Annotated in this window: 28 protein-coding genes; 13 read left to right on the top strand and 15 right to left on the bottom strand. The window is 40.3% G+C overall.

What is annotated here, in order from left to right; translation table 11 throughout:
- The first annotated feature begins 53 nt into the window (after positions 1 to 53).
- From accB to C7B62_RS01010, 3 genes are all read left to right on the top strand, one after another.
- On the top strand, positions 54 to 545 hold the full coding sequence (accB, locus tag C7B62_RS01020; RefSeq protein WP_106232742.1) for an acetyl-CoA carboxylase biotin carboxyl carrier protein: 492 nt from the start codon (positions 54 to 56) through the stop codon (positions 543 to 545).
- Between the two features lie 76 nt (positions 546 to 621).
- Positions 622 to 1,473: a DUF2993 domain-containing protein gene (locus C7B62_RS01015; RefSeq protein ID WP_106232741.1), complete on the top strand. Its 852-nt coding sequence runs from the start codon at positions 622 to 624 to the stop codon at positions 1,471 to 1,473.
- A 46-nt stretch (positions 1,474 to 1,519) separates the two neighbouring features.
- Positions 1,520 to 2,170, top strand: coding sequence for a GerMN domain-containing protein (locus tag C7B62_RS01010; protein WP_106232740.1), 651 nt, complete (start codon positions 1,520 to 1,522; stop codon positions 2,168 to 2,170).
- A gap of 81 nt (positions 2,171 to 2,251) precedes the next feature.
- Here C7B62_RS01010 and C7B62_RS01005 read toward each other — a convergent pair whose 3' ends face one another.
- The 7 genes from C7B62_RS01005 to C7B62_RS00975 form a co-directional block, all read right to left on the bottom strand.
- The gene (locus C7B62_RS01005; protein WP_106232739.1) at positions 2,252 to 3,076 is read right to left on the bottom strand and encodes an SDR family oxidoreductase; all 825 of its coding nucleotides are present in this window, start codon (positions 3,074 to 3,076) and stop codon (positions 2,252 to 2,254) included.
- Between the two features lie 2 nt (positions 3,077 to 3,078).
- Positions 3,079 to 4,146 carry a 4-hydroxyphenylpyruvate dioxygenase gene (gene hppD, locus C7B62_RS01000; RefSeq protein WP_106232738.1) on the bottom strand — a complete coding sequence of 356 codons (1,068 nt, stop codon included), beginning with the start codon at positions 4,144 to 4,146 and terminating at the stop codon, positions 3,079 to 3,081.
- A 32-nt stretch (positions 4,147 to 4,178) separates the two neighbouring features.
- A complete protein-coding gene (locus tag C7B62_RS00995; RefSeq protein ID WP_106232737.1) occupies positions 4,179 to 5,036 on the bottom strand; it encodes a methyltransferase domain-containing protein in 858 nt (285 codons plus the stop codon).
- Positions 5,037 to 5,215: 179 nt separating this feature from the next.
- Entirely contained in the window at positions 5,216 to 5,929 is a 714-nt protein-coding gene (locus tag C7B62_RS00990; RefSeq protein ID WP_106232736.1) for a response regulator, read from the bottom strand.
- Between the two features lie 85 nt (positions 5,930 to 6,014).
- Positions 6,015 to 7,229 carry an O-antigen ligase gene (locus tag C7B62_RS00985; RefSeq protein ID WP_233219747.1) on the bottom strand — a complete coding sequence of 405 codons (1,215 nt, stop codon included), beginning with the start codon at positions 7,227 to 7,229 and terminating at the stop codon, positions 6,015 to 6,017.
- Positions 7,230 to 7,341: 112 nt separating this feature from the next.
- Positions 7,342 to 8,961: a TolC family protein gene (locus C7B62_RS00980; protein ID WP_106232734.1), complete on the bottom strand. Its 1,620-nt coding sequence runs from the start codon at positions 8,959 to 8,961 to the stop codon at positions 7,342 to 7,344.
- Between the two features lie 284 nt (positions 8,962 to 9,245).
- Positions 9,246 to 9,764, bottom strand: a complete 519-nt coding sequence (locus tag C7B62_RS00975) for an adenine phosphoribosyltransferase (RefSeq protein WP_106232733.1) — start codon at positions 9,762 to 9,764, stop codon at positions 9,246 to 9,248.
- Between the two features lie 144 nt (positions 9,765 to 9,908).
- Here C7B62_RS00975 and C7B62_RS00970 point away from each other — a divergent pair, with 144 nt between their 5' ends.
- The 3 genes from C7B62_RS00970 (at position 9,909) to C7B62_RS00960 (ending at position 12,018) form a co-directional block, all read left to right on the top strand.
- Positions 9,909 to 10,538 carry a DUF3038 domain-containing protein gene (locus C7B62_RS00970; RefSeq protein WP_106232732.1) on the top strand — a complete coding sequence of 210 codons (630 nt, stop codon included), beginning with the start codon at positions 9,909 to 9,911 and terminating at the stop codon, positions 10,536 to 10,538.
- Between the two features lie 2 nt (positions 10,539 to 10,540).
- Positions 10,541 to 11,224, top strand: a complete 684-nt coding sequence (locus C7B62_RS00965) for a DUF4335 domain-containing protein (protein WP_106232731.1) — start codon at positions 10,541 to 10,543, stop codon at positions 11,222 to 11,224.
- A gap of 83 nt (positions 11,225 to 11,307) precedes the next feature.
- The gene (locus tag C7B62_RS00960; protein ID WP_106232730.1) at positions 11,308 to 12,018 is read left to right on the top strand and encodes an ATP-dependent Zn protease; all 711 of its coding nucleotides are present in this window, start codon (positions 11,308 to 11,310) and stop codon (positions 12,016 to 12,018) included.
- A 31-nt stretch (positions 12,019 to 12,049) separates the two neighbouring features.
- Here the strand turns inward: C7B62_RS00960 and C7B62_RS00955 are convergent, their stop codons facing one another.
- Complete coding sequence (locus C7B62_RS00955; protein WP_106232729.1) at positions 12,050 to 12,856, bottom strand: creatininase family protein; 807 nt, start codon at positions 12,854 to 12,856, stop codon at positions 12,050 to 12,052.
- Positions 12,857 to 12,964: 108 nt separating this feature from the next.
- On the opposite strand from C7B62_RS00955, the gene C7B62_RS00950 reads away from it, so the two are divergent.
- The 3 genes from C7B62_RS00950 (at position 12,965) to C7B62_RS00940 (ending at position 14,393) form a co-directional block, all read left to right on the top strand.
- Positions 12,965 to 13,207, top strand: a complete 243-nt coding sequence (locus tag C7B62_RS00950) for a hypothetical protein (protein WP_106232728.1) — start codon at positions 12,965 to 12,967, stop codon at positions 13,205 to 13,207.
- 268 nt (positions 13,208 to 13,475) lie between these two features.
- Positions 13,476 to 13,820 carry a hypothetical protein gene (locus C7B62_RS00945; RefSeq protein ID WP_106232727.1) on the top strand — a complete coding sequence of 115 codons (345 nt, stop codon included), beginning with the start codon at positions 13,476 to 13,478 and terminating at the stop codon, positions 13,818 to 13,820.
- A 102-nt stretch (positions 13,821 to 13,922) separates the two neighbouring features.
- Positions 13,923 to 14,393 carry a DUF2996 domain-containing protein gene (locus C7B62_RS00940; protein ID WP_106232726.1) on the top strand — a complete coding sequence of 157 codons (471 nt, stop codon included), beginning with the start codon at positions 13,923 to 13,925 and terminating at the stop codon, positions 14,391 to 14,393.
- A gap of 148 nt (positions 14,394 to 14,541) precedes the next feature.
- On the opposite strand, the gene C7B62_RS00935 is transcribed toward C7B62_RS00940, so the two are convergent.
- Positions 14,542 to 15,753 carry a M20 family metallopeptidase gene (locus C7B62_RS00935; RefSeq protein ID WP_106232725.1) on the bottom strand — a complete coding sequence of 404 codons (1,212 nt, stop codon included), beginning with the start codon at positions 15,751 to 15,753 and terminating at the stop codon, positions 14,542 to 14,544.
- A gap of 152 nt (positions 15,754 to 15,905) precedes the next feature.
- Positions 15,906 to 16,112, bottom strand: a complete 207-nt coding sequence (locus C7B62_RS00930) for a hypothetical protein (RefSeq protein WP_106232724.1) — start codon at positions 16,110 to 16,112, stop codon at positions 15,906 to 15,908.
- Positions 16,113 to 16,705: 593 nt separating this feature from the next.
- On the opposite strand from C7B62_RS00930, the gene aroC reads away from it, so the two are divergent.
- From aroC to psbA, 4 genes are all read left to right on the top strand, one after another.
- The gene (aroC, locus tag C7B62_RS00925; RefSeq protein ID WP_106232723.1) at positions 16,706 to 17,800 is read left to right on the top strand and encodes a chorismate synthase; all 1,095 of its coding nucleotides are present in this window, start codon (positions 16,706 to 16,708) and stop codon (positions 17,798 to 17,800) included.
- A 19-nt stretch (positions 17,801 to 17,819) separates the two neighbouring features.
- The gene (gene trmH / locus C7B62_RS00920; protein ID WP_106232722.1) at positions 17,820 to 18,470 is read left to right on the top strand and encodes a tRNA (guanosine(18)-2'-O)-methyltransferase TrmH; all 651 of its coding nucleotides are present in this window, start codon (positions 17,820 to 17,822) and stop codon (positions 18,468 to 18,470) included.
- Positions 18,471 to 18,508: 38 nt separating this feature from the next.
- Complete coding sequence (locus C7B62_RS00915; RefSeq protein ID WP_199194013.1) at positions 18,509 to 19,096, top strand: pseudouridine synthase; 588 nt, start codon at positions 18,509 to 18,511, stop codon at positions 19,094 to 19,096.
- Between the two features lie 212 nt (positions 19,097 to 19,308).
- Entirely contained in the window at positions 19,309 to 20,391 is a 1,083-nt protein-coding gene (gene psbA, locus C7B62_RS00910) for a photosystem II q(b) protein (RefSeq protein ID WP_106232720.1), read from the top strand.
- Between the two features lie 109 nt (positions 20,392 to 20,500).
- Here the strand turns inward: psbA and C7B62_RS00905 are convergent, their stop codons facing one another.
- The 5 genes from C7B62_RS00905 to C7B62_RS00895 form a co-directional block, all read right to left on the bottom strand.
- Complete coding sequence (locus tag C7B62_RS00905) at positions 20,501 to 21,313, bottom strand: M48 family metallopeptidase (RefSeq protein WP_106232719.1); 813 nt, start codon at positions 21,311 to 21,313, stop codon at positions 20,501 to 20,503.
- A 164-nt stretch (positions 21,314 to 21,477) separates the two neighbouring features.
- Positions 21,478 to 21,732 (bottom strand): AIM24 family protein, encoded by a 255-nt coding sequence (locus tag C7B62_RS25990; protein ID WP_199194012.1) that lies wholly within the window; start codon positions 21,730 to 21,732, stop codon positions 21,478 to 21,480.
- Between the two features lie 14 nt (positions 21,733 to 21,746).
- Positions 21,747 to 21,887, bottom strand: a complete 141-nt coding sequence (locus C7B62_RS26755) for a hypothetical protein (RefSeq protein WP_255413969.1) — start codon at positions 21,885 to 21,887, stop codon at positions 21,747 to 21,749.
- Positions 21,888 to 21,889: 2 nt separating this feature from the next.
- A complete protein-coding gene (locus tag C7B62_RS26750; RefSeq protein WP_199194011.1) occupies positions 21,890 to 22,117 on the bottom strand; it encodes an AIM24 family protein in 228 nt (75 codons plus the stop codon).
- A gap of 139 nt (positions 22,118 to 22,256) precedes the next feature.
- The gene (locus tag C7B62_RS00895) at positions 22,257 to 23,333 is read right to left on the bottom strand and encodes a glycosyltransferase family 1 protein (RefSeq protein ID WP_106232718.1); all 1,077 of its coding nucleotides are present in this window, start codon (positions 23,331 to 23,333) and stop codon (positions 22,257 to 22,259) included.
- Positions 23,334 to 23,545: the final 212 nt, after the last annotated feature.

The following is a 23,545-nucleotide window of genomic DNA, read 5'->3' as shown; positions in this document are numbered from 1 at the left end:
CACAACTATCTTTGAGAAAGAAAACATTACTCTTAATAACGGCTGTATAGTTTGTGTCTATAAATTTCCAAGAACTTCGTGAACTGTTAGGGGCGATCGCTCAAACCGACATCACCGAATTGGTTCTCAAAAATGATGATTTTGAATTAACGGTACGCAAAGAAAAGGGCTTGGTGGCAGTAGCCCCCCCGGCGATTTCGCCTCAGCTTGTTGAAGCTGCACCGTCTGTTGCGCCAACACCCCCCGCAACCCCAACACTTTCGTCTCCAGAAACTACTGTCACACCGACGGTAGATGACAAGAAATGGGTTGATGTTACCTCCCCAATGGTGGGGACGTTCTATTCCGCACCCGCTCCTGATGAAGATCCCTTTGTCGCAGTAGGCGATCGCATTACTAAAGGGGATACAGTATGCATCATTGAGGCGATGAAGCTCATGAATGAAATTGAAGGAGAGGTGACGGGACAAGTTATGGAAATAATGGTACAAAATGGCGAACCGGTAGAGTTTGGTCAAGTTTTAATGCGAGTCAAGCCTGGCTAAATAGTAAGGATGAGGCTAAAACAGAGCAAACATAACATCAACAATAATCTTCTGCCTCAATTAGGAACTTAAGGTTATGGAAATTCTCACGATTGTGCTGGCAGGATTGCTGGGCATAGGTTCTAGCGGAGGAATAATCCTAGATCGAATTGCTCAAGGCGAAATTAGCTCTCAGGTAATTAGTGTCGAGCAACAGGCAGTTAGAATTGATAATCAACCCAACTATGATGCTGCTCTGGGAAAATTAGCTCGGATCAGAATTGCTAGTAGAGGGATTAGAATCAAGCCAGGGATTCGGATTGCCTCCTTCGATTTAGAAACCGATCCTTTAGCCGTTAAGCTGGCAAAAATAAAGTTGAGCAACATCGATCGCCTGAGAGAATCGTTGGCTGCGCCTGCTGCGGGAGCAGTCAAGGTAGTATTTACCCAAAAAGATCTCAATCAAGCTCTGCAATCAACTGAGATTCAAGCTCAACTCCAAAACACTCTTAATCGGCTGATAGCGAGCAAGGCTGGCTCAACTAACATTAGTTATCAACTATCAGATGTGCAGCTTGAACTAAGACCTCAAAATCGTCTGCAAATAAGTTTTAAATTGAGTAGACCAAGACCAAGTCTTCCTCTAACGACGAGTTCAATTGGAACTTCTGAGGCAAAAAATCCCTCTAGAGAATTAGCTATTAGTCTAAGATTAACCCTCAAAGTTATTGACGGCGAACGGGTTCGTTTGCTCGATCCCCAGGGAACAGTTAATGGTCGTCCGATGTCGTCTAGACTGCTCAATGGTTTTGCGACTGGAATTAGCGATCGCTTGAACCTAAATACTTTGTCAGCAGACGGAATTCTAGCCCGTATCCTACAATTAGAAATCAATGAAGATAATTTACAGCTAATCAGTTTCGTTAGACTAGAAACAAAGATGCCATAATCTTCAGTTTAAACCCAGACATTTCCTTGTATCAGGAGCATAGTCCATGCAGGATCGCAATAAAAATCGTCTTTCAATCACCGTGATGGCTGCCATCACAGGAGTTATCTTAGCAGCAGGAGGGGGGGTTGCTTGGTGGGCAAAATCTAATTTAGACCAAAAAACGCAAAATGTTCAACCCGTTCCTTCTCCTATCGAGAAAAAAGAAACTGATCTCCCCGCACCAGCAGCCATTACGCAAGATCTAATGGTCGAAATTTACTGGCTCAATCCCACACAAGAGAGTATTGAATTGGTTTCTAAACCAATGACTTTTCAAAAATCAGTTAAGCCAGAGAGCGTTTTAAAAGCATCATTAGAAACTTTGCTGGCTCAACCGCCCGCAGATGCCAAATATACTACTGCCATACCTCAAGGAACTAATTTACTGAGCTTATCCAAGGATCAAAAAGGAACTCATATTAACTTATCTCAAGAATTTGTCTCTGGTGGAGGTAGTGCCTCGATGAGTAGTCGACTGGCTCAGATTATTTATACTGCCAGTGCTGCTACCGATCAAGACCCTATTTGGATTAGTGTTGAAGGGGAGCCGCTGGAAAACTTAGGAGAAGAAGGAATTATGGTTAGTCAGCCAATGACCAAACAGAAATTTGACCAAAACTTTGGAGGCTTTGAGGTAAATAAGTCTTCTTCTTAGAATAGTTGGCGATGCTAATGTCTCGATATATATCTTATGTGTATATTTTGCCCCTATTAATAATTAATCACCTTGGATCTACTATTGATTAGTTCTATCTACAGTTTTATCGACAATTCTGTCAAAGTACCAATTAAGTAAGGGAGAAAGTAAGCTATGCCAACGATTTAGAGTCATTAGTTCCATGCCAGGAGCGATCGCAAATTTATTTTTGGCTACTCCTTGCAAAATTTCTTGAGCTACCGCTTCAGCAGTCAAAACTTGAGCTGAAGCGGTAATTTGTTTCGTCTCTGGGGGCTTAATTTTATTTTCCGCAGCTAACTGAGGGGTATCGGTATCGGGGGGGTAAACCACCGTGAGCTTAATTCCTTTCGGTTTGAGTTCTCCCCGTAAAGATTCTGCCAACCCTCTCAGGGCAAATTTTGAGGGACAGTAGGCACTGTAGCCGTAAATACCGATCAAGCCCGCTCCCGAAGAGATCAGCACAATCTGCCCTGGGGGATGCTCAATCATAGCGGGTAAGACAGCTTTGATACTGTATAGAGAGCCAAAATAATTGACCGACATAATTTGTTCAAAAATCTCCAAAGGAATTTCGGTGAAATAACCAGGATGAGTTATCCCAGCGGAGGTAATTAATAATTTAGGGGAGCCTAAAGTGGCGATCGCTTGTTCTAACGCAGAGGTGATCGATGCTCGATCTGCCACATCAGCCTGGGCAATATTGATTTGCTGAGTTTGATTAACCATTACTTGCTGCAATTCCTGCTGCGCTTGGGCTAACTTATGGCGATCGCGAGCAATTAAGGTAATGTTTGCTCCTTGCTGTGTGAGTAATTTAGCGACTGCTTTGCCAATCCCGCTAGAACCACCAGTAATAATCGCGTGTTGATTGAGATATTTCATTACTAGGAGATTTCTAAGTTAGCATTGCTTTGTCTTTCTACTGCCTCAAATAATGCTTTAAAATTACCTTGACCAAAACCCTGAGCAGAATGTCTTCGTTCAATCAATTCTAAGAAGAAGGTTGGCTGTTCAAAAATAGGTTGCGTAAAGATCTGCATTAATAACGACTGGGGAGAAGTGCGGCGATCGCTATCTACTAAAATTTGCTGTTCAATAACGGCTGTTCTTTCTGCCCCATTCAAAAACAACAATGGTTTGAGGTTATTATAATAAGCCTGGGGAACAGTTAAAAACTTTAATTTCTGCTGTAATTGAGCAACATCAGCAATTAGATTTTGCGATCGCAATGCCAAATGTTGAATACCCCCTCCGCGATTAAAATTGATAAATTCCTGAATTTGAGAATTAGCTGTAGTGGGTTGATTGATATTAAACTGCACTTCCCCCTCATCATCAATTAAAGCCTGACTAGTTAATCCCGAACTACTAGTTTGGATTTCAAAGCTTTGTCGAACTTCAAAGTTGAATAACTCTTGATAGAGTTTAACCGCAGGGTCTAATTTACCCTGACCCACATTTAAAACTATATGATCAATCTGAGTAAGATGAGACTGACTAGACTTACTAGTATGCTTAATTTCATAGGGTTTTAAAGCAATGGGAATACAGCAGTCAGGTTGTCCTGTCTCTTCAATCAAAGTATGCTGTAGATCTTGCCACCCAGTAATTTGCGCAAATTTAAACTTGCCTAAAGATGATTGCCATAGCTGAATATTCTGGACAGTTTTTACTCCTAAACGGCAACTACGCTCAATCGTGGCAGCTAAATTTTTGACCCTAAAAGCAACATCGGCAACTCCCTCTGGATGATGATTGAGATATTGAGCTACTGGACTTGTCGAATTGAGGGGAGAAGAAATGACAAAATAAGCTGAATTGATAGCAATTAACTCTGTATGGGTATGTTGACTAATACAGTTGCCGATCGCTTGAAAGCCAACATTGCGGATAAACCAGTCTTTTGTTCGTGCTGCATTTCTGGTGTAGAAATGAACATGATCGATCTTCATAAAAATACCGCTGGCGTGTTTATTTAGCCTCTTTATTTACTCGCACAAATCAAGCCAAAGCGAACCAATCCTCTAGCATAACCACGACTCATTAAGCCCAGAGATAATGCTCCTTGAATCGTTTGCCAACCTGCTTTAAACAAACCAGCAATTGCCTGAGGGGCGATCGCCGAATCGATCACCACATCCCAAAATGGCTCAACCGCGATCGACCAATCATCGGATTTCATGTTTTGAAAACCGCACTCTGTCACAATTTTCCGATACTCCGAAAGAGAAATAACGTAAGGCAAACAATATACTCGATAAATCTCTTTAAGATGACCCACCTCACTAGGAGTCAAATCTCCTGCTAAGGAATCAGTCTCTCGATGACACCAGGTAGCAAAAATCATTTTCCCCCCTGGTTTGAGAACTCGATAACATTCAGACAGAAACTTAGCCTTATCTGGCATATGCTCGCCACTTTCTAACGACCACACGAGGTCAAAAGTGTCGTCCCCAAAAGGCATTGCTAGAGCGTTAGCCACTTCAAAATTTACTCGACTTTCTAAACCAGCGGTGGAGGCTCTTTCTTTTGCCCTTGATGCTTGAACAGGAGAAAGAGTAATGCCTGTGGCTTTACAACCAAATTTTTGTGCTAGATGTAGAGTACTACCGCCAATACCACAGCCAACGTCAATAATGTTTTGCGGAGGATTATTGTCGTGATAACCACTCCAAAGTAATAGCTCTTCGATTAGTTCAATTTGGGCTTGACGGCGATCAAGCTTGTAGTTACCATTCTTACCATAGTAACCGTGGTGCATGTGTTCGCCCCAGATAGACTCCCATAGTTCACTAGAAGCATCATAAAACTCGCGAATATCTTGATATAGACTATTATTCATAAGATAAAAAATAAGCTGACCCTCAGACCTATTCTTACCATAGCTAAATCGTTCATTTTTCGCTAAAAATCAGACTATTTGGTAAGAAATCATAAACAAATCTAATGATTTTCGAGGAGATATTGCAGAAGCGGTGAAAACTTTACAAACTTTGCACAAATTGTCTGACGTTAAAGTTGTTAAACGTGGTCATCTTCAAACTTATAACCAACACCAACCACAGTTTTGACAAAGGTGGGATTTGCTGAATCTGGCTCAATCTTCTTACGCAGTCTTCTAATATGAGTATCCACGACTCGTTCATCCCCAAAAAAATCATTACCCCAAAGTCGATCAATTAGCTGGGTACGACTCCAAACTCGTCCAGGATAGCTAAGAAAAGTAGAGAGAAGATTAAATTCTAAGGTAGTCAGATCTAATTCTTCCGAGGTTTGAGAATCTAACTGTCTAGTTGCTAGGTGCTGATCTAAATCGACAGTAAAATGTTTGGTGCGATAAGTTTGATTGTCTTCAGATACTTCGTGGCGCAGACTGCGACGCAGCAAGGCGCGGACTCTAGCAACTAGTTCTCTGGGACTAAAGGGTTTGACTAAATAGTCATCTGCACCTGTAGAAAGTCCGATAACTCGGTCAATTTCTTCCCCCCTAGCAGTCAGCATCATGATGTAGGGATCTTTATCGTAAGGCTGCTGGCGAATACGGGTACAGACTTCTAATCCATCTAAACCAGGCAACATCAAATCGAGAATAACGACATCAGGTTGTTGCTGCTTCAAAATAGCTAATGCCGTCAATCCATCGTTAGCAACACGACAGGAAAAACTTTCTTTGGTTAAGGTTTGTTCAATTAATTGAGCGATTTCCTGTTCGTCCTCAATAATTAGAATTTCCATTAGAGTCAAATTTAGTACTAGACTGTTGATAATTTTGATAGCTCTACTAGTATGACCATAAAAAAATATTACCTTTGATTCTCGACTATTTGATTTTAGGTTTGCTTAATTTGGCATTAGTTACGCCACTCATCGCTGCTAATAAGATCCAAGCAATAGTATTTACGCGCAGGTCAAAAACGGTAACATCTGTGAGGTTAAAAAAAATATAGGCTATAAAAGCCACTAAATAGCTAAATACAATCAGGTCAGATTTTTGACTAGACCAGGTTGAGCATAGCTTAACAACTGGAAACATAATTGTGGCAATAATTGCTAAAAACAACAGTAAAGAGATAATTCCTGTTTCTGCACCAAACATCAAAAATAAGTTGTGGGGATGCCCTAGCCAGAGATTCATTTGGGCTTCATAAAGGGGTGTAAAGTTGCGGAGTCCCCAACCAAAAATAGGACGCTCTGTAATTAAATCCCAGCAAAACTGCCACTGAGTAAGGCGCAAAGTTTCTACAGGACGCTCATATGCCTGGTCTGATAGCCTGAGCCAAATAAAAGCAGGTACTACTCGACGTAATTGTGTCCCGCCAAGATTCGGGGCAAAAGAAGCCCAGAGAATAGCCGTAGCAGCACTAGTAACGCCCCATACTAACCATCTCCACCCTAAGTAGAGAGCATAAGCCATAAAGCTAAATACAGCCAATCCCCAAGCATTGCGAGAGCTAGTCAGAACTAAACCACTAATATCGGCAAATAAAATTAGCGTCAGTAGCAACAAAGAGAATAGAGTAGCAGCTTTTAATTTAGTTGTTTTTTCTCGCCAAGTTGACCACCATAGTCCTAATGTTAGAGTAAAGGCGATCGCCAGATAAATTGCCAGAAAGTTAGTGTAAATAAACACCGATGACATTCTGCCAGTAGGCACTCCCAAGGGAATTAACTGCCAACCAAAAATACTTTCTATTAAAGGGTTTGTATCCCAAGCCAAGAAAAGTTGTCCGTAACCAAGCAGCACTATCGGTAAAGAAGGAAGTATTAAAAGCCAAGATAAGTAGCGAAGCTGTCTAGGTTCGGTAATCAAACATCTAAGCGCCATAAATAAGGCAAAATAAGGCAGGAAATTAGCTAACCCTAACCATGCTGACTGAGGATATTTTGCTAATGCCGAACTAATAATTAATAGACCAGCTAAGATACCGAAGGCTCGATTAAGATCATTGTGGACAATTTGCTCATAGTTATCTCGCCAAATTATGCCCAAAACAATTACTAATCCTAATGCTCCTAAAGCAGGAAAAAGCGGCAAAAAAAGGACACTGACACAAAAACAGCGCCATGTCCAATTATTCGTATTTTTTAATTTACTCAACCACATTTTATTATGAACTACAAGCTTAGAGCTTAGAGCTTACAAGACTTTATGGTAAATCCTGTAAGCCATTATCAGGAGTATTCGAAACTTGTCTGATTAAATCAGCATAGGACTGGTTGTAATCAATAATCGAGCTAAGTCTGTCTCCCCGAGCTCTAGTTAACGCAGTCTGAGCATCAATTACGTCAGTTTGAGTTCCAACTCCTGACTGAAAACGTAGTCTAGCCAAACGCAGACTTTCTGTTGCTAACTCCACTTCCTTGGTAGTAGTAATAATGTTATTTTGATTAGACCTCAATTGATAAAAGGCTTGTTCTACGGCAAAACGAATTTGATTGCGCAGGTTAGCAAACTGTGTTTCGGCAATTTCACGATCTCTGTCCGCCTGTTCTGCTCCTGCACTAGCCGCGCCACCGTCAAATAGTCGCCACTGTAAATTTAAGCCTAGCTGATATTGATCGGTAATATCAAAATCATCTTCAAAATCATCATTAAGGCTATAGTTAGCACTAGCACTGAGGTTTGGTCTAGTTTGGGATAGAGCTATAGTGCGCTGTTCCTGGCTAATTTCTCTTTGTAACAAGGATTGTTCTAGTTCAGCACGGTTTTTAAAAGCCTGGACAATAGTTTCAGGTAGTTTTAAATTCCAAATTCCTGCTTCCGCGATTTGATCAGCAGTAGCAAGATCGGTACTGTGGGATACGCTCAATGTTTCTGCCAACTGTCTACGAGCAATATTTTGATTAGCGATCGCCGTTGTTAACTGTTGTTCTGCCTGAGCTAATTCTACCTGTGCCTGCAATACTTCAAATTTAGTGCCTAGTCCTGCTTTTTGTAGAAGTTGAGCATCTTTTAAGGTTTGAGTCGCGTCTTGCACAGCTGCTTGTTGGATCTCGACTTGAGCATCTCCATTCTGTAGATTGAAATAATCTCTGGCAGTTTCAAAACGAGCCTCTTCGACAATTCTCTCTAAATCCAGCTCTGTGCTGCGTAATTGCTTTTCCGCAGCACGGATCGACGCTCCTCTTCGACCACCATTATAGATATCATAGTTGATGCCCAAACCACCCTGGAAATCAAAGCTAGCGGAGCTAGTATCAGTAAATTGATCTTCTGCGCTCTGTCTGACATTGTCTTCTATCTGCCCAAGTTCTGCATCTGTAAGATTAGGATCCTGAGCGCGGGCTTGATCTAAGGTATCTTCTACATCTTGATCGATCCTCTGCTCAGTAACACTATCGAGAAACAGATCGTTTCCATAACTTAATCCGCTCGTCAAATCTAAATTAGGATACAGAGCTGCTTTTTGCTGTTTTAATTCGGCCTCAGCTCGTTCTACCTGTATTCTCGCTTCTTCAATTTCTTTATTGTTTTTCAAGGATAGTTGTAGTGCTTGCTCTAAGGTAATCGGTTTTTGAGCATCTACTTGAACTTCTTCTGGTGTAGTTGGAAATGACAGGGGATTACCGCTAGGATTAAGCTTTTTAACATCTGAGACAGGCTGTTGACCAGATTCAATTTCTCGATCTGTATCTGGCAGATCACTTTCTTGAGCAATCTGTTGAGCAGTAACATTAGGTGCTTGAGCAACAGTGGTGATAATATTACTTAGCGCGATCGCTGTGCTAACCCCAACTACTTTGATGAATTTATTTTTCTGACCCACTCCTCACTCCTTCAATTTAATAATTAACATAATTTTTGACTGAAGATCTTAAAATAGGCGACGGTTTGGGCAGCAAATTCTACTTGTTTTTGAACAATGATTTGTCTCGATTAACCTGATTCCGCTGCCAGATAATAAAATCTATGGCCTTAAAACATAGACAATTTTATACTCTTTGCCAAGTTTTATGATCACTGCTTCTAGATTAAGATTAAACTGTCAAAATTTTGTAACTTATTTGCTTGAAATAATATACAACCAAACAAGTTACAGCTTGAGGTAAATCAGTATTTAACTAAACTAATCAACGGCACAGTCGGTAATTTATCTCTTCCCTTAAGCGCCAATAGCTCAATCACAAAGGCAAATCCAACCACTTCAGCTTGCAGTTGTGACAGCAACTGTGCCGTAGCTTTAGCCGTTCCTCCTGTGGCTAATAAGTCGTCAACAATTAGCACTTTTGCTCCAGGAGCGATCGCGTCTTGATGAATTTCTAGTCGATCTGTGCCATATTCCAGCTCATAGGTAGCTGAGTAAACAGGGGCAGGAAGTTTTCCTGGCTTACGTACAGGGATAAACCCCGCGTTGAGTTGATATGCCAGGGGAGTGGCAAAAATAAATCCTCTTGATTCCATGCCAACAATATAATCAGGTGTTAAATTAGCTATTTGGCATTCTTCACACAGGCGATCAATAGTATGGCGTAAACCTTGGGCATCGTTTAAAAGAGTAGTTATATCCCGAAACAAAATTCCTGATTCGGGGAAGTCGGGAATATCGCGGATTAAAGAGTGAAGTTGCATACTTTTTTTGATCGATAAACTGCAAAAAATCAGGCTAGACTGGTTTTTGAGTCGAATAGCTATGGCATCATAACACCAGAGAATTATTTGTTATCCTCGACAAAGAACAATCATCGGCAATTTAAATTTGGACTTAATTTTATAATGAGCCAATCTGCAAGTTTAGAATCGGAACATCAATCTTTAGAAGACAGCCCAGCCTCAATTTTAACTACTTTACCAGACATATCTCTTCCTACTAAGGTTTGTTCTCCTCGCACTCAACAGCAAATAGATCTGCTGTTACTCGCATTAGAAGCTTTGGAATTAGGGGCATCAGAACACATGCTGGCGACAGCCAGACAATTGGGCATTGATGGAGTTGTCAAACATCGGGTTAATCTTTGGCGTTTGCGCTGTAGTAATCCTTGGCGGCGTTCCTACACTAGAGATTATTTGAGCTTAGATCAGGCAAAGGCGCTGGTAATTATTGCTGGCTTTAGAGCTAAAGATTTAATGGTCGTAATTCGACAGCTATTGTTGGCAGAACAACAAATGCGCGAAAAAAATCTTCCCTTAGATAATCATTTTCGTCTCTCTGAATATTTAGAAAGATTTCGCGCTCATTTTCGTAGTCGGATGAACTCTCGTCGTGCTAAAGTATCGGCCTATATTGCCTCTGAAGAACAGCTCAACGAATTGGCTTTATCCTTGTTGGACAAGCTTTTGTTTTGTACTGGGACGAGGGGTATGCAGCGTGTTTGGTATAGTTTGTTTGATGGAGAAGTAGCTTAATTATGAGTACCAAAAGACAGTATAGTTTGCCTAGCTGCAATCTGATTTTAGAAGGTATTGAAGATGTTCATGCAGAAAGTGCTGACATTTTGAGCGGACAACTGCCAATGTCTATTCTCATCAATGCTGAATGTCATTTACTCAAGTCGAATCAAAAGTTGAGTGGTGGGAGCGTTTTTTTAACTAATCTTGCTTACGCCGTCAGTAATTATGCTCAAGGATTTTTAAGCGGGTTATTTTCAGCCGACACTGATAAAACTACTGCTGAATATCCTCAAGTATCTATTAGCAAAGTACCAGACCAACATCTACATCGTCTGACCCTACAACCTCAACCCGATCAGGGGGAAGCCAAAACCGAAATTGACATTACCACTGTAGAACTTTTCGATTTAGTTGATGCGATCGATCAATTTTATGCGGATCGTTCTGTTTTGCCGAATATGACCCTAGAACTAAAGCCAGTTAGCAAACGCTATCGTAAACCAGAACAACCCTTAAGCGAAAGGTTAACTCCCATTGCCATTGGTATATCGAGTTTAGCTTTTGCTGCGGGTGCATTGTTTATGATTCCTGTTCCCAAAACCACCCCAACTAAATCGGCTCCTCTAGATCAAACTACTAAAACTCAGCCAGAAACAGGAACTCAGAATCAACTCCCGACTAAAGAACCTGGGCAAAACTAATTAAATGCAGTTTGTTAGCTAAAATCAATATACTTAATATATGTATAAGATTTGAAATAAAATTTTAAATAAATATATTAATAATGCCCCAAACTGCTCTAAATCTAATTGCCATAGGAATCTTTTTGATGACTATGATTTCTTTACTCGGGCCGATTTTTCATATTTCTCCTGTAGTTCCTGCTGCTCTTACCTTCGGTATCCTCAGTTTAGCGACCGCAGATACTTTAAGCTGGAATAGTCGAGGCGTTTCTTTGCTGTTAGACTTATTTGCTTCTGCCGAACAACGTCAACGCATCATCAATCACGAAGCAGGGCATTTCTTGACCGCTTATTTTTTGGGCATTCCCATCACTGGTTACACCTTAACTGCTTGGGAAGTTCTCAAACAAGGCAAGTTAGGTAGAGGTGGAGTGGGGTTTGATACCAAATCTCTAACTGCTCAACCTTTTGAACTAGAAAAAATGCGTCTCAGTTTAGAACGCTTCTGTACTGTTTGGATGGCAGGAATTGCTGCGGAAAAAATGGTTTATGGCGACTCCCAAGGAGGTGCAGAAGACAGACAGCAGCTCCAGCAGGCTTTAATGATGGCGGGTTTACCAGAGATAGGATATCCTCAAAAAGAACGTTGGGCGCAACTACAAGCGACTAATCTTTTGACTCGACACCAGCAATCTTATGAAGCTTTAGTAGCAGCAATGACAGCTAGAGCCTCCGTCGAGGAATGTTATGCCGTGATTCAACAACATTGCGATGCGGATAGTGAGCAACTAGCAATGAGCAATGAGCAATAAACAACTATTGATAATCATTCCTAAAGGATTATCAATTAACATTGGGTTGTTGAAATTGATAGACATTTTCAATTACTTGAACCCAACCCTTAGCTAAAGATTCTAAAATGCGATCGCCTTTTTCTTTAGTCGCAACGGTAGCATCTCCCATGACTCCGCTCTTACTCAATTCTTTGGTTACCCAAGCAAATGGCAGTTTGCCTTCCATGTCGAGTAAGCTGTTTTCTGGTAAGCCTTGGGGGTATTCTTTGACTGCCTTGTCCATTTGAACCTGCTGTGGCAATAGTGACAGCATAATACTGGTTTCAGCATCTCCTGCATGAATGCCGTATTCTTGTTCTTGTGGTGTTAACATCTCCCCAACAACATGAGGAACACGCCAGGTAAACAAAGGAAACACCGCCAAGTCTGGATGTTCTTGATGGAGATCCCGAGCAGCGATCTCCATAATTTGAGGCTGTCCTCCATGGGAATTCATCAGTACGAGCTTGCGAAAGCCTGAACGATAGATACTCAGAGCCATCTCGCTAATTACGGCTAAAAGAGTCTGGGTGCTAAGAGTAATTGTGCCAGGAAAACCACTGTGTTCATTTGATTTCCCATAATAAAGACAGGGCAAGGCATAGGCAGGAATATGATCGTTTAATTCTAATAAAGCTTTCCCCAATACTCCCAAACTGATCGCGGAATCTACGGCAATGGGTAAATGAGGTCCATGTTGTTCGATCGCCCCAAGAGGCTGGATAATTACTACATTCTCCTTGTCAGGCATCTGCTCAATTTCTGACCAGGTAAGATAGGGAAAATAGCGTTGAGGAGGAATAAAGCCGTGCATCATATAACTATAATATTCGTCTAAATTGAACTACGAAATTTTGAGCGCAACCGCTATAATTATTGGCATTAACCTATAAATAACTTTACGTATTTCCTCAATTAAATTTTTATGCTTAAAAACATTTTACGTTTACTGGCTGCATCTGCTAGCTTCGTAGCTTTATTGTTGGTAATTAATCCAGCGACCGCCACTACTCCTCTAACCATCGATCATCACTGGCGATCGTCTGTTGTTAGCTTAAATGTTGTTAGTCCTGTTCTGCAAGCCAGCAACACAGATACCTCAATGAATCATTTTGGCTGTTCTTGTGCGGTCTGTATTCAAAGTCTACAAAATACGAGCCAAGTCTAATCAGCTTCGAGACAAACAAAGATTAGATATTTTTTCAATTAATTAATCAAGCTGAACTGGAAATCCTTTCTAAGTTCGGTTTTTTTTGTGTCTAATTATCTAATTAAATCTACTTAGATAGATCCTCATCACAACTATACATCCGCTTAATCAACTTGTTCAACTCTTCAAAAAATACCGAGAAATACTTAGATATAATTACTGAGTAACTACAAATAATACAAGTATCTTTTTTGGTTAAAAGCTAGGGATAGAGAGCTATTTACTCATGAAAAACTCGCCAAGTAATCCAAGTATTTTATTTATACTGCTAAAAAACAATATTCTGCAGTTTGTCGCTGGTATTTTATCTCTTGGCATTGTCCTAATAATAGCCAACAGCATCGACTATACAATAGTTCAAGTAATTCTTAAATCTTTGGGTTATGGTTTTTTCTGCTATTTAACCACTCCTTTTATGATTTACTGGTTGGCTTATGCCAGTGCAGGCATATTAACAATAAAAAAGCTAGGAATGACGATCGCTCTAACTGCGCTGTATAGCTTGATTATTTGGGATGCATATTTCTTTTTTCGAGAAGCGATCGCCACGTTATTTTTAAAAGCTAGTTAAGTCACCTTGGATTCTGGTTAAATCAATTTGGTTATAAACAGCCGTGATAGAATAATTTACATCTAATGGATACTGTAGCTTAAGCTGTAAATTTGGTGAAACATGGCAGAGGAAACAAACAAGCAAGAAGTAAAACCGACGACAGAAGTGAAAGCAGATGCTAAACCTGCTGCCAAAGCAAAAAAAGAAAAACCGCCTAAGCTTGAAGACAAGCCTTTCCACGAATTTATTCAAGAGCATTATCTGCCTAGTCTCAAAGAAGCAATGGCAAAAGCAGGAATTGATCATGTAAATTTAACTTTTGTTCAGCAAGAAGTTCCCATCAAAGGAGCAAGTTCTAACCAACCCTGTTGGCAGGTAGTGGGTAAGTGGCAAAACGGCGATCGCCAATTTAATATTTACTTTCCTGATGAAGACATTTCAGGACAAAAAGCATTTTCTAGTTCTACTTATGGTCATGCTCCTAGTACGATTGAATCTTTTATGATTGACGAAAAGAGAGTTAATTTAGAGCTGTTGGTAATGTATACGATTCAGCGCCTAAATGCTCAAAAATGGCTGACTAGAAATTAAGGCGTTGCTGATTTAAGGTATACCATTTGCCCTAAAGGATTCCCTACGGTCTCGAAGCTACATGCAGCTCAAGCCTTTGTCCTTTAGGACAAGGGTAAAATGTTTTAAAAGCTTATAGTTTATAGCTAAAAACCATTAGTATCATAAATCAGACCAGAAACTTTTCCACACAGCGGACAAACATTTCTACTCCCATCCCCAAGGCAGTTTCATCAAAATCGAAGCGAGGGTGATGATGGGGATAAGCTAGCTTCTTCTCAGGATTAGCCGAACCTAGAAAGAAATAACATCCTGGTACTTCATTCAAAAAGAAAGACATATCTTCTCCCCCCATAGTCTGGCACTCTGGAACTACTCCTACGGGAGTTTCGACTACTTCCATAGCTACAGAAGAAACTAATTCAGCGATCGCGCGATCGTTAATTGTGGGAGGATATAGTTGCCAGTGATCGAGTTGATATGCTGCACCATGCATCTGACAAACTCCAGCAATAATAGCCTCTAGGCGCTCTCTAATCAAGCTTTCTAGTTCAGGATTAAAATAGCGAATTGTCCCGCCGATCTTGGCTGTATCCGCAATCACATTTAAAGCTGTCCCTGCCTGAAATTCCCCCACTGTGACCACCGCAGCATCCAATGGTTTAACGTTACGAGACACAATAGTTTGCAGCGCATTAACAATCTGACTGGCAACTACAATCGAGTCTACGGTTTGATCTGGCATCGCCCCATGACCACCTTGTCCCAAAATAGAAGCGCGAAAACATTCCACCGCAGCCATTAATGCCCCAGGACGAACTCCTACTGTCCCTAAAGGCAAATTATTCCAAAGATGTAGACCAATAATTGCATCAACGTCTGGGTTGCGTAACACTCCCGCCTCAATCATCGGTTTTGCGCCTCCAGGTCCTTCTTCCGCAGGTTGAAAGATAATTTTCACCGTTCCTTGCCAGCGATCGCGATGCTGCTGGAGATAATAAGCTGTTCCTAAAGCGATCGCTGTATGACCATCATGACCGCAGGCGTGCATTTTACCTTCATGTTGAGATTTATAAGCTACCTCGTTAGCTTCTTGAATGGGCAAGGCATCCATATCCGCACGAATGCCCAATACTTTGCCTGGGCGATCGCTTTCAATCACTGCCACAACACCTGTTTTGGCAATTCCCCCTTGATGAGGAATATTCCAGATTTGAAGCTGTTGCTGAATAAACTCGGAGGTTATTTGTTCTTCAAAACCTAACTCTGGCTTTTGGTGTAGCTTGCGTCGCCACTCAACTAAGTTGGACTGCAACTTGTTTATTTCAGGGCGAATTTGACTATAATCAATTGATTTGGCTGATTTAACCGTAAAAACCATATCTTATAAAATTGCCGAATAAAAATTTGCTTTTAATCGTTTTAATTATATAAAAAATGTTACTTCAAAAAACTCACATATCTTAATTATTTTGTAGCAGCATTACTTATCAATGAGCGCACGCTCATTCAAGATTGAACAATTGATTAGTTTTAGTACTGAGGATATCTATCAAAATCAAAAGCAATTTCTATAGCAGCACGTCCTTTAATACTTGCTTCTTCTGCAGTCAAAAAAAGATTATCAAAGCTAAAAGCAATTCCCGAACAGTCAATAATGCTGAAACGATATAGCTGATCGAGCGAACAATAAACTATCAATGTATAGCCATCAATACCGATTACGTTGTGGATTTTCATAATAGACTGCTTGTAATGAATAAATTGCTAAAATTGTAATTTTTTTTGATCAAACAACGGATTACTAATTAAAGGCGATCGCCATAGTTCGATTTCTAACTCAATTAATATTCTGGGGTTTTTCAAGAATCAAAAGATATCTATCTTTTGATACATATTTAGCTAAATTTTTTGCGCGAAAACTTCGTTTTGACCAAATATTATAGTTTACATTAAGCTGTTTATTAAGACTAAAATCAACCGTATTATTACTTATTTATATTTATTTAAGATTTTGATTAAGTATTTTTTTTAAGAATACTTTACTGTGTTGATACATTAAAAAGAATTGGCGATCGCACTATTAGTAAAAGCAGTAAAAATAAACATAGAGCGATCGCGCTTTGGGAGGATGGACAAACAATAACTGAGAGCAACAACGTTTTAAGATTGGCTCTTTGCCCACAAATTAATCATGAGAACTAAAACTAAAAACTACATGTATATGCCCTCAAGAACTAACAAAATCACGATCGAGTTCACCTTGTAAAATAACAACGACTGCTGAAGTTGCGATACAATACAAGTCGTTTTAATACGACGCAATAGGCATCATGGGGAACACGTTCGGGCAGATATTTCGCATCACAACTTATGGTGAATCTCACGGTGGAGGCGTTGGGGTAGTCATTGATGGTTGCCCCCCACAGCTAGAGATTAGCGCAGAGGAAATCCAGATAGATTTAGATCGCCGTAAACCAGGTCAAAGTAAAATCACCACCCCTAGAAAGGAAAGCGATACCTGTGAAATTATGTCTGGAGTGTTTCAGGGTAGAACTACGGGTACGCCAATTTCAATTTTAGTGCGAAACAAAGATGCGCGATCGCAAGACTATGATGAGATGGCGGTTAAATATCGTCCTTCCCATGCTGATGCTACCTATGATGCCAAGTATGGTTTTCGTAATTATCAAGGTGGTGGGCGTTCTTCGGCGCGGGAAACCATTGGTCGAGTGGCAGCAGGAGCGATCGCCAAAAAGATTCTGCATCTAGTTGCTGGGGTGGAAATCGTGGGGTACGTTAAACGGATCAAAGACTTGGAGGCAGAAGTCGATCCTAATACAGTTACCCTAGAACAAGTGGAAAGCAATATTGTCCGCTGTCCCCATGCCGAATGCGCAGAAGTAATGATTGAGCGGATCGAGCAAGCCAGAAAAGAACAAGATTCTTTAGGTGGGGTAGTCGAATGTGTGGCGCGTCATGTACCCAAGGGTTTAGGCGATCCTGTCTTTGATAAGTTAGAAGCAGATCTGGCTAAAGGAGTGATGTCTCTTCCTGCTACCAAAGGGTTTGAAATCGGCTCAGGTTTTGCTGGCACTACCATGACAGGAAGTGAACACAACGATGAATTTTATATTGACGAACATGGTGAGGCTCGCACGGTGTCCAATCGTTCTGGCGGAATCCAAGGCGGTATTTCTAACGGGGAAAATATTGTTATTCGGGTGGCCTTTAAACCCACGGCAACTATTGGGAAGGAACAAAAAACCGTTACTCAAGGTGGGGAAGAAACTGTCTTAGCTGCCAAAGGTAGACACGATCCCTGTGTATTACCTAGAGCCGTACCGATGGTTGAAGCTATGGTAGCTTTAGTATTATGCGATCGCTTACTGTACAACCAAGCTCAGTGTAAGACTTTAAAAATATGATCAAAGTTATTAAAAGTACATGATTCCTCGCAGATATGAACGTATCAAACAAGTTTTAGCTCAAAGACAGCCAGATTTGACGGTATTAATGGAGGATGTTCATAAGCCTCATAACCTCTCGGCAATTATGCGCACCTGTGATGCAGTGGGTATTTTTGCCGTTCATGCCGTAAATCGCTATAGTGAGACACCAACCTATTCTCAGGTTGCCCAAGGAAGCGAGAAATGGGTCAAGTTGCATTCCTATCCTGAAATCAAAACTGCTATTAAACATCTCCAACAGCAGCAGTATCGGGTATACGCTGCTCATTTAAGCGAGATCGCTATTGACTATCGAGAAGTTGACTATACCCTACCCACGGCAATTCTTTTGGGGACAGAAAAATGGGGTGTTACCGATGAAGCTGCGGATTTGGTAGATGGACATATTATTATTCCCATGCAGGGTATGGTGCAGTCTCTTAATGTCTCCGTTGCTAATGCGGTAGTGTTGTTTGAAGCCCAACGACAACGTTTGCAGGCTGGCTTTTACGATCAAGTTCGTTTAACTCCAGAAATTTACCAGCAAACGGCATTTGAATGGGGATATCCTGAGATCGCAGCTATGTATTATCGCCAGGGAAAAACATATCCTCAACTGGGAGAGCAAGGAGAAATTTTGCCTTCATAAGCGTTAGTGATATGAGTATCTAATTATCAGCGATCGCTATGAAATATCTTTTGTTTTATAAACCTTATGGAGTATTGTGTCAGTTTACCGACAATAGTGATCATCCTCGTTCAACTCTAAAAGATTATATTTCTATTCCTGAAATTTATCCTGTAGGTAGATTAGACAGAGACAGTGAAGGACTATTATTACTAACTAATAATGGTCAACTGCAAAACCGATTAGCTAATCCTAAGTTTGCCCACCCCCGTACTTATTATGTTCAGGTTGAGGGGATTCCTGATGAATCGGTACTAGATCGACTGCGTAATGGTGTAATAATTAAAAACTATCGTACTCGAAAAGCTAAGGTACGCTTACTATCTCCTGAACCAAATTTACCACCGCGTATGCCACCAATACGCGATCGCCAATCTATACCTACGTGCTGGCTAGAAATGATTCTCACCGAGGGCAAGAATCGTCAGGTAAGAAGAATGACGGCTGCGGTTGGCTTTCCCACCTTAAGGTTAGTGAGAGTATCGATCGGTGGTAATGGGATTAAATTAGATTTAACTAACTTAAACCCTGGAGAATCGCGCGAATTATCTGCTAATGAAACAAAAGCGTTACTTAACTTCAAATAAATATCTTATTTCATTTATTTTTATTAACTATCAACGACAAAATGTCGATATATTACTAACTATTTCAGGGTAATTTAATTACTTAATATAAGGTAGAAAAAATTTACTAAATTATACGTTTAAATTAGAAGAGATGTAAATATACTGAGAAAATAAGATAGTTACTCTATCGTCAATAAATGATGTAAAACATATTCAGCTATATATAATCTATGACAACTACTATTCGCCAAGACAGAGACTATAGTCTTTGGGAAAAATTTTGCCGCTGGATCACTAACACTAACAACCGTATTTATGTAGGTTGGTTTGGCGTGATCATGATTCCCTGTCTTCTCTCTGCTACCATCTGCTTTATCATCGCTTTTGTGGCAGCACCCGCTGTAGATATTGACGGTATTCGTGAACCTGTAGCTGGTTCACTGATCTACGGAAATAATATTATTTCTGGTGCAGTTGTGCCTTCAAGTAATGCGATCGGTCTCCATTTTTATCCTATTTGGGAAGCCGCATCTTTAGACGAGTGGCTCTATAATGGGGGTCCTTATCAGCTAATTATTTTCCATTTCCTGATCGGTGTTTTTTGTTGGATGGGTCGTCAGTGGGAACTCAGCTTCCGCCTTGGTATGCGTCCTTGGATCTGCGTAGCCTATTCTGCACCTGTATCCGCAGCAACCGCCGTGTTCTTAATCTATCCTTTGGGACAAGGTTCTTTCTCAGATGGAATGCCTTTGGGAATCAGCGGAACATTCAACTTCATGCTTGTATTCCAAGCTGAACACAATATCCTGATGCACCCCTTCCATATGCTCGGTGTAGCTGGTGTTTTTGGTGGTGCTTTGTTCTCGGCAATGCACGGTTCGTTGGTAACATCTTCTCTAGTTCGTGAAACAACCGAAACCGAGTCCTTAAACTATGGCTATAAATTCGGTCAGGAAGAAGAAACCTACAACATTGTTGCTGCTCATGGCTACTTTGGTCGTCTGATTTTTCAATATGCTTCTTTTAACAACTCACGCTCTTTACACTTCTTCCTTGGTGCTTGGCCTGTAATTGGGATTTGGTTTACGGCGATGGGCATTTCTACCATGGCGTTCAACCTTAACGGTTTTAACTTTAACCAATCCGTAATGGATTCTCAAGGTCATGTAATCAATACTTGGGCTGATGTACTCAATCGCGCTAACCTTGGTTTTGAGGTAATGCACGAACGCAATGCTCACAACTTTCCTCTTGATTTAGCTAGTGGTGAAGCTACACCTGTAGCAATGACTGCCCCTGCTATCAACGGTTAAAGATTTTTCTTACCTCTTTATAACTTTAATTGATTGGGTTCAAAGGCGCTTTTCCTAAGAAAGGCGTTTTTTTTGATCAGCCGCAATCTGGAGAAAAGATTTATTATCTTCAATAATTCAAAGTTTTAGGTAAAAGGGTAACAGAGCCAAGACGGTATTTATTTTCTTTGATTAACTTATTAATTTCCTTAACTCTTTTCTCAGGAGCGGGATGAGAAGCAAGAAAATCCAGGTTGCTTTTTTGTTCTTTACTCAGTTTATGAAAAAAATCCGTTGATCCTGCTACTTGACCATAGGTTTTGTCTAACAACATCAAGCCAAATTGATCAGCTTGCTTTTCTTGCTTTTGTGAATATTGAGCTTGACTAATTGCCTTAATGCTGGTGGCGATAATTGATTTAAAAATGCTGGCATCACCTAAAAAATAAGCAATTGTCATTCGTAACACCACAACATTCCCTAAACTGCGGAGATGATCTCGATGGGCAAAATGTCCCAATTCGTGTCCCAAAATCATCATCAATTCATTTTCCGAATCGACTTTCTTTAATAATCCCTGATAAATAATTACTTTGTTGCCAGGAATTGCGATCGCATTTACAGTATCTTCAGGTATATATAAAACTTGATATTGATTATGCTCTTGTTGCTCAGGGGGTAATTTATTCTCCAATCGATCTAAAAGCTGATTGAGAGTTGTTTGCTGGGGAGAATCTAGAGCTTGTTTTTCATATATGGGTGCGATGACTGCCCCTAATTTTTGTTCTAACTCAAGGGGAATGATGCTGATTAAGCCATTAACTAATAGATTGAACAATAAAATTACTAAGATAACAGCAGCTAAAAAAATGCTAATTATGACGATTATCTGACTATTACTTTCTGGTTCATTTTTAGAGCTTTGGGGAGAATGATACGACATATAATACTTTTCGTTTAACGAGTGCTAATTATATATATCTATAAGGTTAGGTTAAAGGGCAAAGGTTAAAGGGGAAAAGAACAAGCGCCCAGAGTCGGCTTTTGAGTAAGAGTATTCTTGCTCAAAACGCGATGTAACTTGCGTTAACTAGCACCTTGGATTATTTAGTCACTTTTAGTAGGACGAAACGGATTTAAGAAATTAATTAAGGGAGATAGATTGTGGGATTGAATCCATAAACGTCCTTCTCCTGAGAAGCGGCAGACAAATCCTTCTCCGCCGAAGATGCCTGTTTTCAAACTTTTGAAAGATAGTCCACCGATGTTTTCTACAGAATATTTAAGAGTATCCTCTTTGGTGATCCCACCATAAGCGCCAAAAAAGACCCGACCCTTGCCACTTAATCGCAACTTAAACAATCCTTCTCCCGCAATTAAACTTGCCCAACCGCCCAGCGCACGCCAATTTTAATTCCTGGGGTACTAGCAATATAGGCTCCTGGTTGAAAGTACATATCCTCACCATGAAGTTCAATTTCGGCGATCTCTCCGACCACAGATTGGGTTAAAACCAAATTTACATATTGCTTAGTTTCATTGCTAAAAACATTAACAAATAGTGATTCACCCCCCCCAAAAACTTCTTAGCCAAAGCTGAAAACAAATCTCCAGCCAACTCAGTTTTAATGGTGACTTGGCTATCCATACTAGCCATTGCTCCTGCTTCAGCGACAATTTTTTCCCCAGGTTCTAGGGTGACAAAAATGGCTGAAAATGCTGGCTTATATTTTATTTCGCATTTCATATTTTTTGATTAATGTACAGTTAATCTTGATTAATTAGATTAGTTGAGATCGAAGATCATTTTAGTTAACTTGCGTCATTAGTATGCCCAGCATTTGCTGGAAATCTTCAATGTTGTGCGAGCAGGGCAATATGACTCTTCAAAGATATCGTTGTAGAAGCGCTTGAGTTGCTGCCCCTGTTTTTGCCCAACTAAACTTTTGCGCTTGTTTTAGACTGAGTTTGCTCAATTGCGATCGCATTTGTTGATCCGTTATTAGATCCATCATTGCCCCAGCAATTTCAGCAGTATTGCGGGGATTAATTAAAATTGCTGCATTGTCAGTTATTTCAGGTAAAGAAGCTAAATTCGAGGTGATTACAGGAGTTCCACAAGCCATTGCTTCTAATACAGGCAAGCCAAAACCCTCCCAAAAAGTCGGAAATACTAGGGCGACGGCATTACTAATTACTATTGGTAATTCTTGATAACTTAAATAGTTGAGCCATTTAACCCGATGAGCAATGCCCAATTCTTGCGCCTGTTGTTGGAGTTGCGGGGTAAAACGAGGGTCACTAGATCCAGCGATCGCTAAATGATAATCTTGATTAGGCATCTGGGCAAAAGCAGTAATTAAACCAGCCAGGTTTTTATAAGGATCTGGGCGACCAAGATATAATAAATAGGGTGCTTCAGGGTTATTAGTTTGCTCTCTCGGATAAAAATTAAGGCGATCGTATCCTAGTAAAATGGTTGTAATTTTATCAGCATCAATACCATAATAATCAACTAAATCTGTGGCGGTAGCTTGAGAATTACACAGTATATGCTCTGCTTGTTGCAATACTTGTGGGACAACATAGCGAAAATAATTGGTTAAGGGAGAAGTGCGACGAGGAAAACGAAGAGGAATTAAATCGTGGCACATAACTACATAGCGAGATTTACTATATAGAGGTGCTTCAGGAATGGGAGAATAGATTAAGTCTGCCTTCAACTGTTGATAAATCTGAGGTAGTTCAAACTGAGTCCAGAATAAGCGCTTCAAATGACCTTTACTTCCTTGGGCTGGGGTCATGTGATCGGCAATCTGATAGTGATTAAACCCTGGAAATTCTACCGCCGATAGTAATGTTGCCTGAAGATTCCAATTGTTAATTAAATTTTGGGCATAAGTAGCAATACCTGTTGGTTGGTCAAATAGGATAGCGAGATTAACTAACAAAGAACTGGACATTTAATTTAGAAGTTTAATTTAGACATTAAATAATTACGGCAAAATTCTTTTCAGACTAGATTGCAGGTTTAGTATAGTTCAGCTTATGAGTAAACTATTTCCCTAACAAACTTAAAAAAAAATGCTTAACTGGGAACTATATTAATGAAATTGATCGAGTTGCTACATCATAGGGGGATTTAAAGTGTCTTTAAATTGGCTAAAATCGCTAA

This window comes from Pleurocapsa sp. CCALA 161 (assembly GCF_003003995.1).
GTDB lineage: Bacteria > Cyanobacteriota > Cyanobacteriia > Cyanobacteriales > Xenococcaceae > Waterburya.
The sequence above is the reverse complement of the archived record's forward strand: the minus strand, read 5'-3'. Positions and strand labels throughout refer to the sequence as shown.

Coding starts and splice junctions, on each gene's coding strand:
- C7B62_RS01015 (WP_106232741.1), top strand. CDS start 622: ATGGAAATTCTCACGATTGTGCTGGCAGGATTGCTGGGCATAGGTTCT.
- C7B62_RS00915 (WP_199194013.1), top strand. CDS start 18,509: ATGAAATATCTTTTGTTTTATAAACCTTATGGAGTATTGTGTCAGTTT.
- C7B62_RS00935 (WP_106232725.1), bottom strand. CDS start 15,753: ATGGTTTTTACGGTTAAATCAGCCAAATCAATTGATTATAGTCAAATT.
- C7B62_RS00930 (WP_106232724.1), bottom strand. CDS start 16,112: ATGAAAATCCACAACGTAATCGGTATTGATGGCTATACATTGATAGTT.
- C7B62_RS01010 (WP_106232740.1), top strand. CDS start 1,520: ATGCAGGATCGCAATAAAAATCGTCTTTCAATCACCGTGATGGCTGCC.
- psbA (WP_106232720.1), top strand. CDS start 19,309: ATGACAACTACTATTCGCCAAGACAGAGACTATAGTCTTTGGGAAAAA.
- C7B62_RS26750 (WP_199194011.1), bottom strand. CDS start 22,117: ATGAAATGCGAAATAAAATATAAGCCAGCATTTTCAGCCATTTTTGTC.
- C7B62_RS00950 (WP_106232728.1), top strand. CDS start 12,965: ATGCTTAAAAACATTTTACGTTTACTGGCTGCATCTGCTAGCTTCGTA.
- aroC (WP_106232723.1), top strand. CDS start 16,706: ATGGGGAACACGTTCGGGCAGATATTTCGCATCACAACTTATGGTGAA.
- C7B62_RS00955 (WP_106232729.1), bottom strand. CDS start 12,856: ATGATGCACGGCTTTATTCCTCCTCAACGCTATTTTCCCTATCTTACC.
- C7B62_RS00905 (WP_106232719.1), bottom strand. CDS start 21,313: ATGTCGTATCATTCTCCCCAAAGCTCTAAAAATGAACCAGAAAGTAAT.
- C7B62_RS00945 (WP_106232727.1), top strand. CDS start 13,476: ATGAAAAACTCGCCAAGTAATCCAAGTATTTTATTTATACTGCTAAAA.
- C7B62_RS00990 (WP_106232736.1), bottom strand. CDS start 5,929: ATGGAAATTCTAATTATTGAGGACGAACAGGAAATCGCTCAATTAATT.
- C7B62_RS00940 (WP_106232726.1), top strand. CDS start 13,923: ATGGCAGAGGAAACAAACAAGCAAGAAGTAAAACCGACGACAGAAGTG.
- C7B62_RS00895 (WP_106232718.1), bottom strand. CDS start 23,333: ATGTCCAGTTCTTTGTTAGTTAATCTCGCTATCCTATTTGACCAACCA.
- C7B62_RS00975 (WP_106232733.1), bottom strand. CDS start 9,764: ATGCAACTTCACTCTTTAATCCGCGATATTCCCGACTTCCCCGAATCA.
- hppD (WP_106232738.1), bottom strand. CDS start 4,146: ATGAAGATCGATCATGTTCATTTCTACACCAGAAATGCAGCACGAACA.
- C7B62_RS00960 (WP_106232730.1), top strand. CDS start 11,308: ATGCCCCAAACTGCTCTAAATCTAATTGCCATAGGAATCTTTTTGATG.
- C7B62_RS00970 (WP_106232732.1), top strand. CDS start 9,909: ATGAGCCAATCTGCAAGTTTAGAATCGGAACATCAATCTTTAGAAGAC.
- trmH (WP_106232722.1), top strand. CDS start 17,820: ATGATTCCTCGCAGATATGAACGTATCAAACAAGTTTTAGCTCAAAGA.
- C7B62_RS00965 (WP_106232731.1), top strand. CDS start 10,541: ATGAGTACCAAAAGACAGTATAGTTTGCCTAGCTGCAATCTGATTTTA.
- C7B62_RS01005 (WP_106232739.1), bottom strand. CDS start 3,076: ATGAAATATCTCAATCAACACGCGATTATTACTGGTGGTTCTAGCGGG.
- C7B62_RS00995 (WP_106232737.1), bottom strand. CDS start 5,036: ATGAATAATAGTCTATATCAAGATATTCGCGAGTTTTATGATGCTTCT.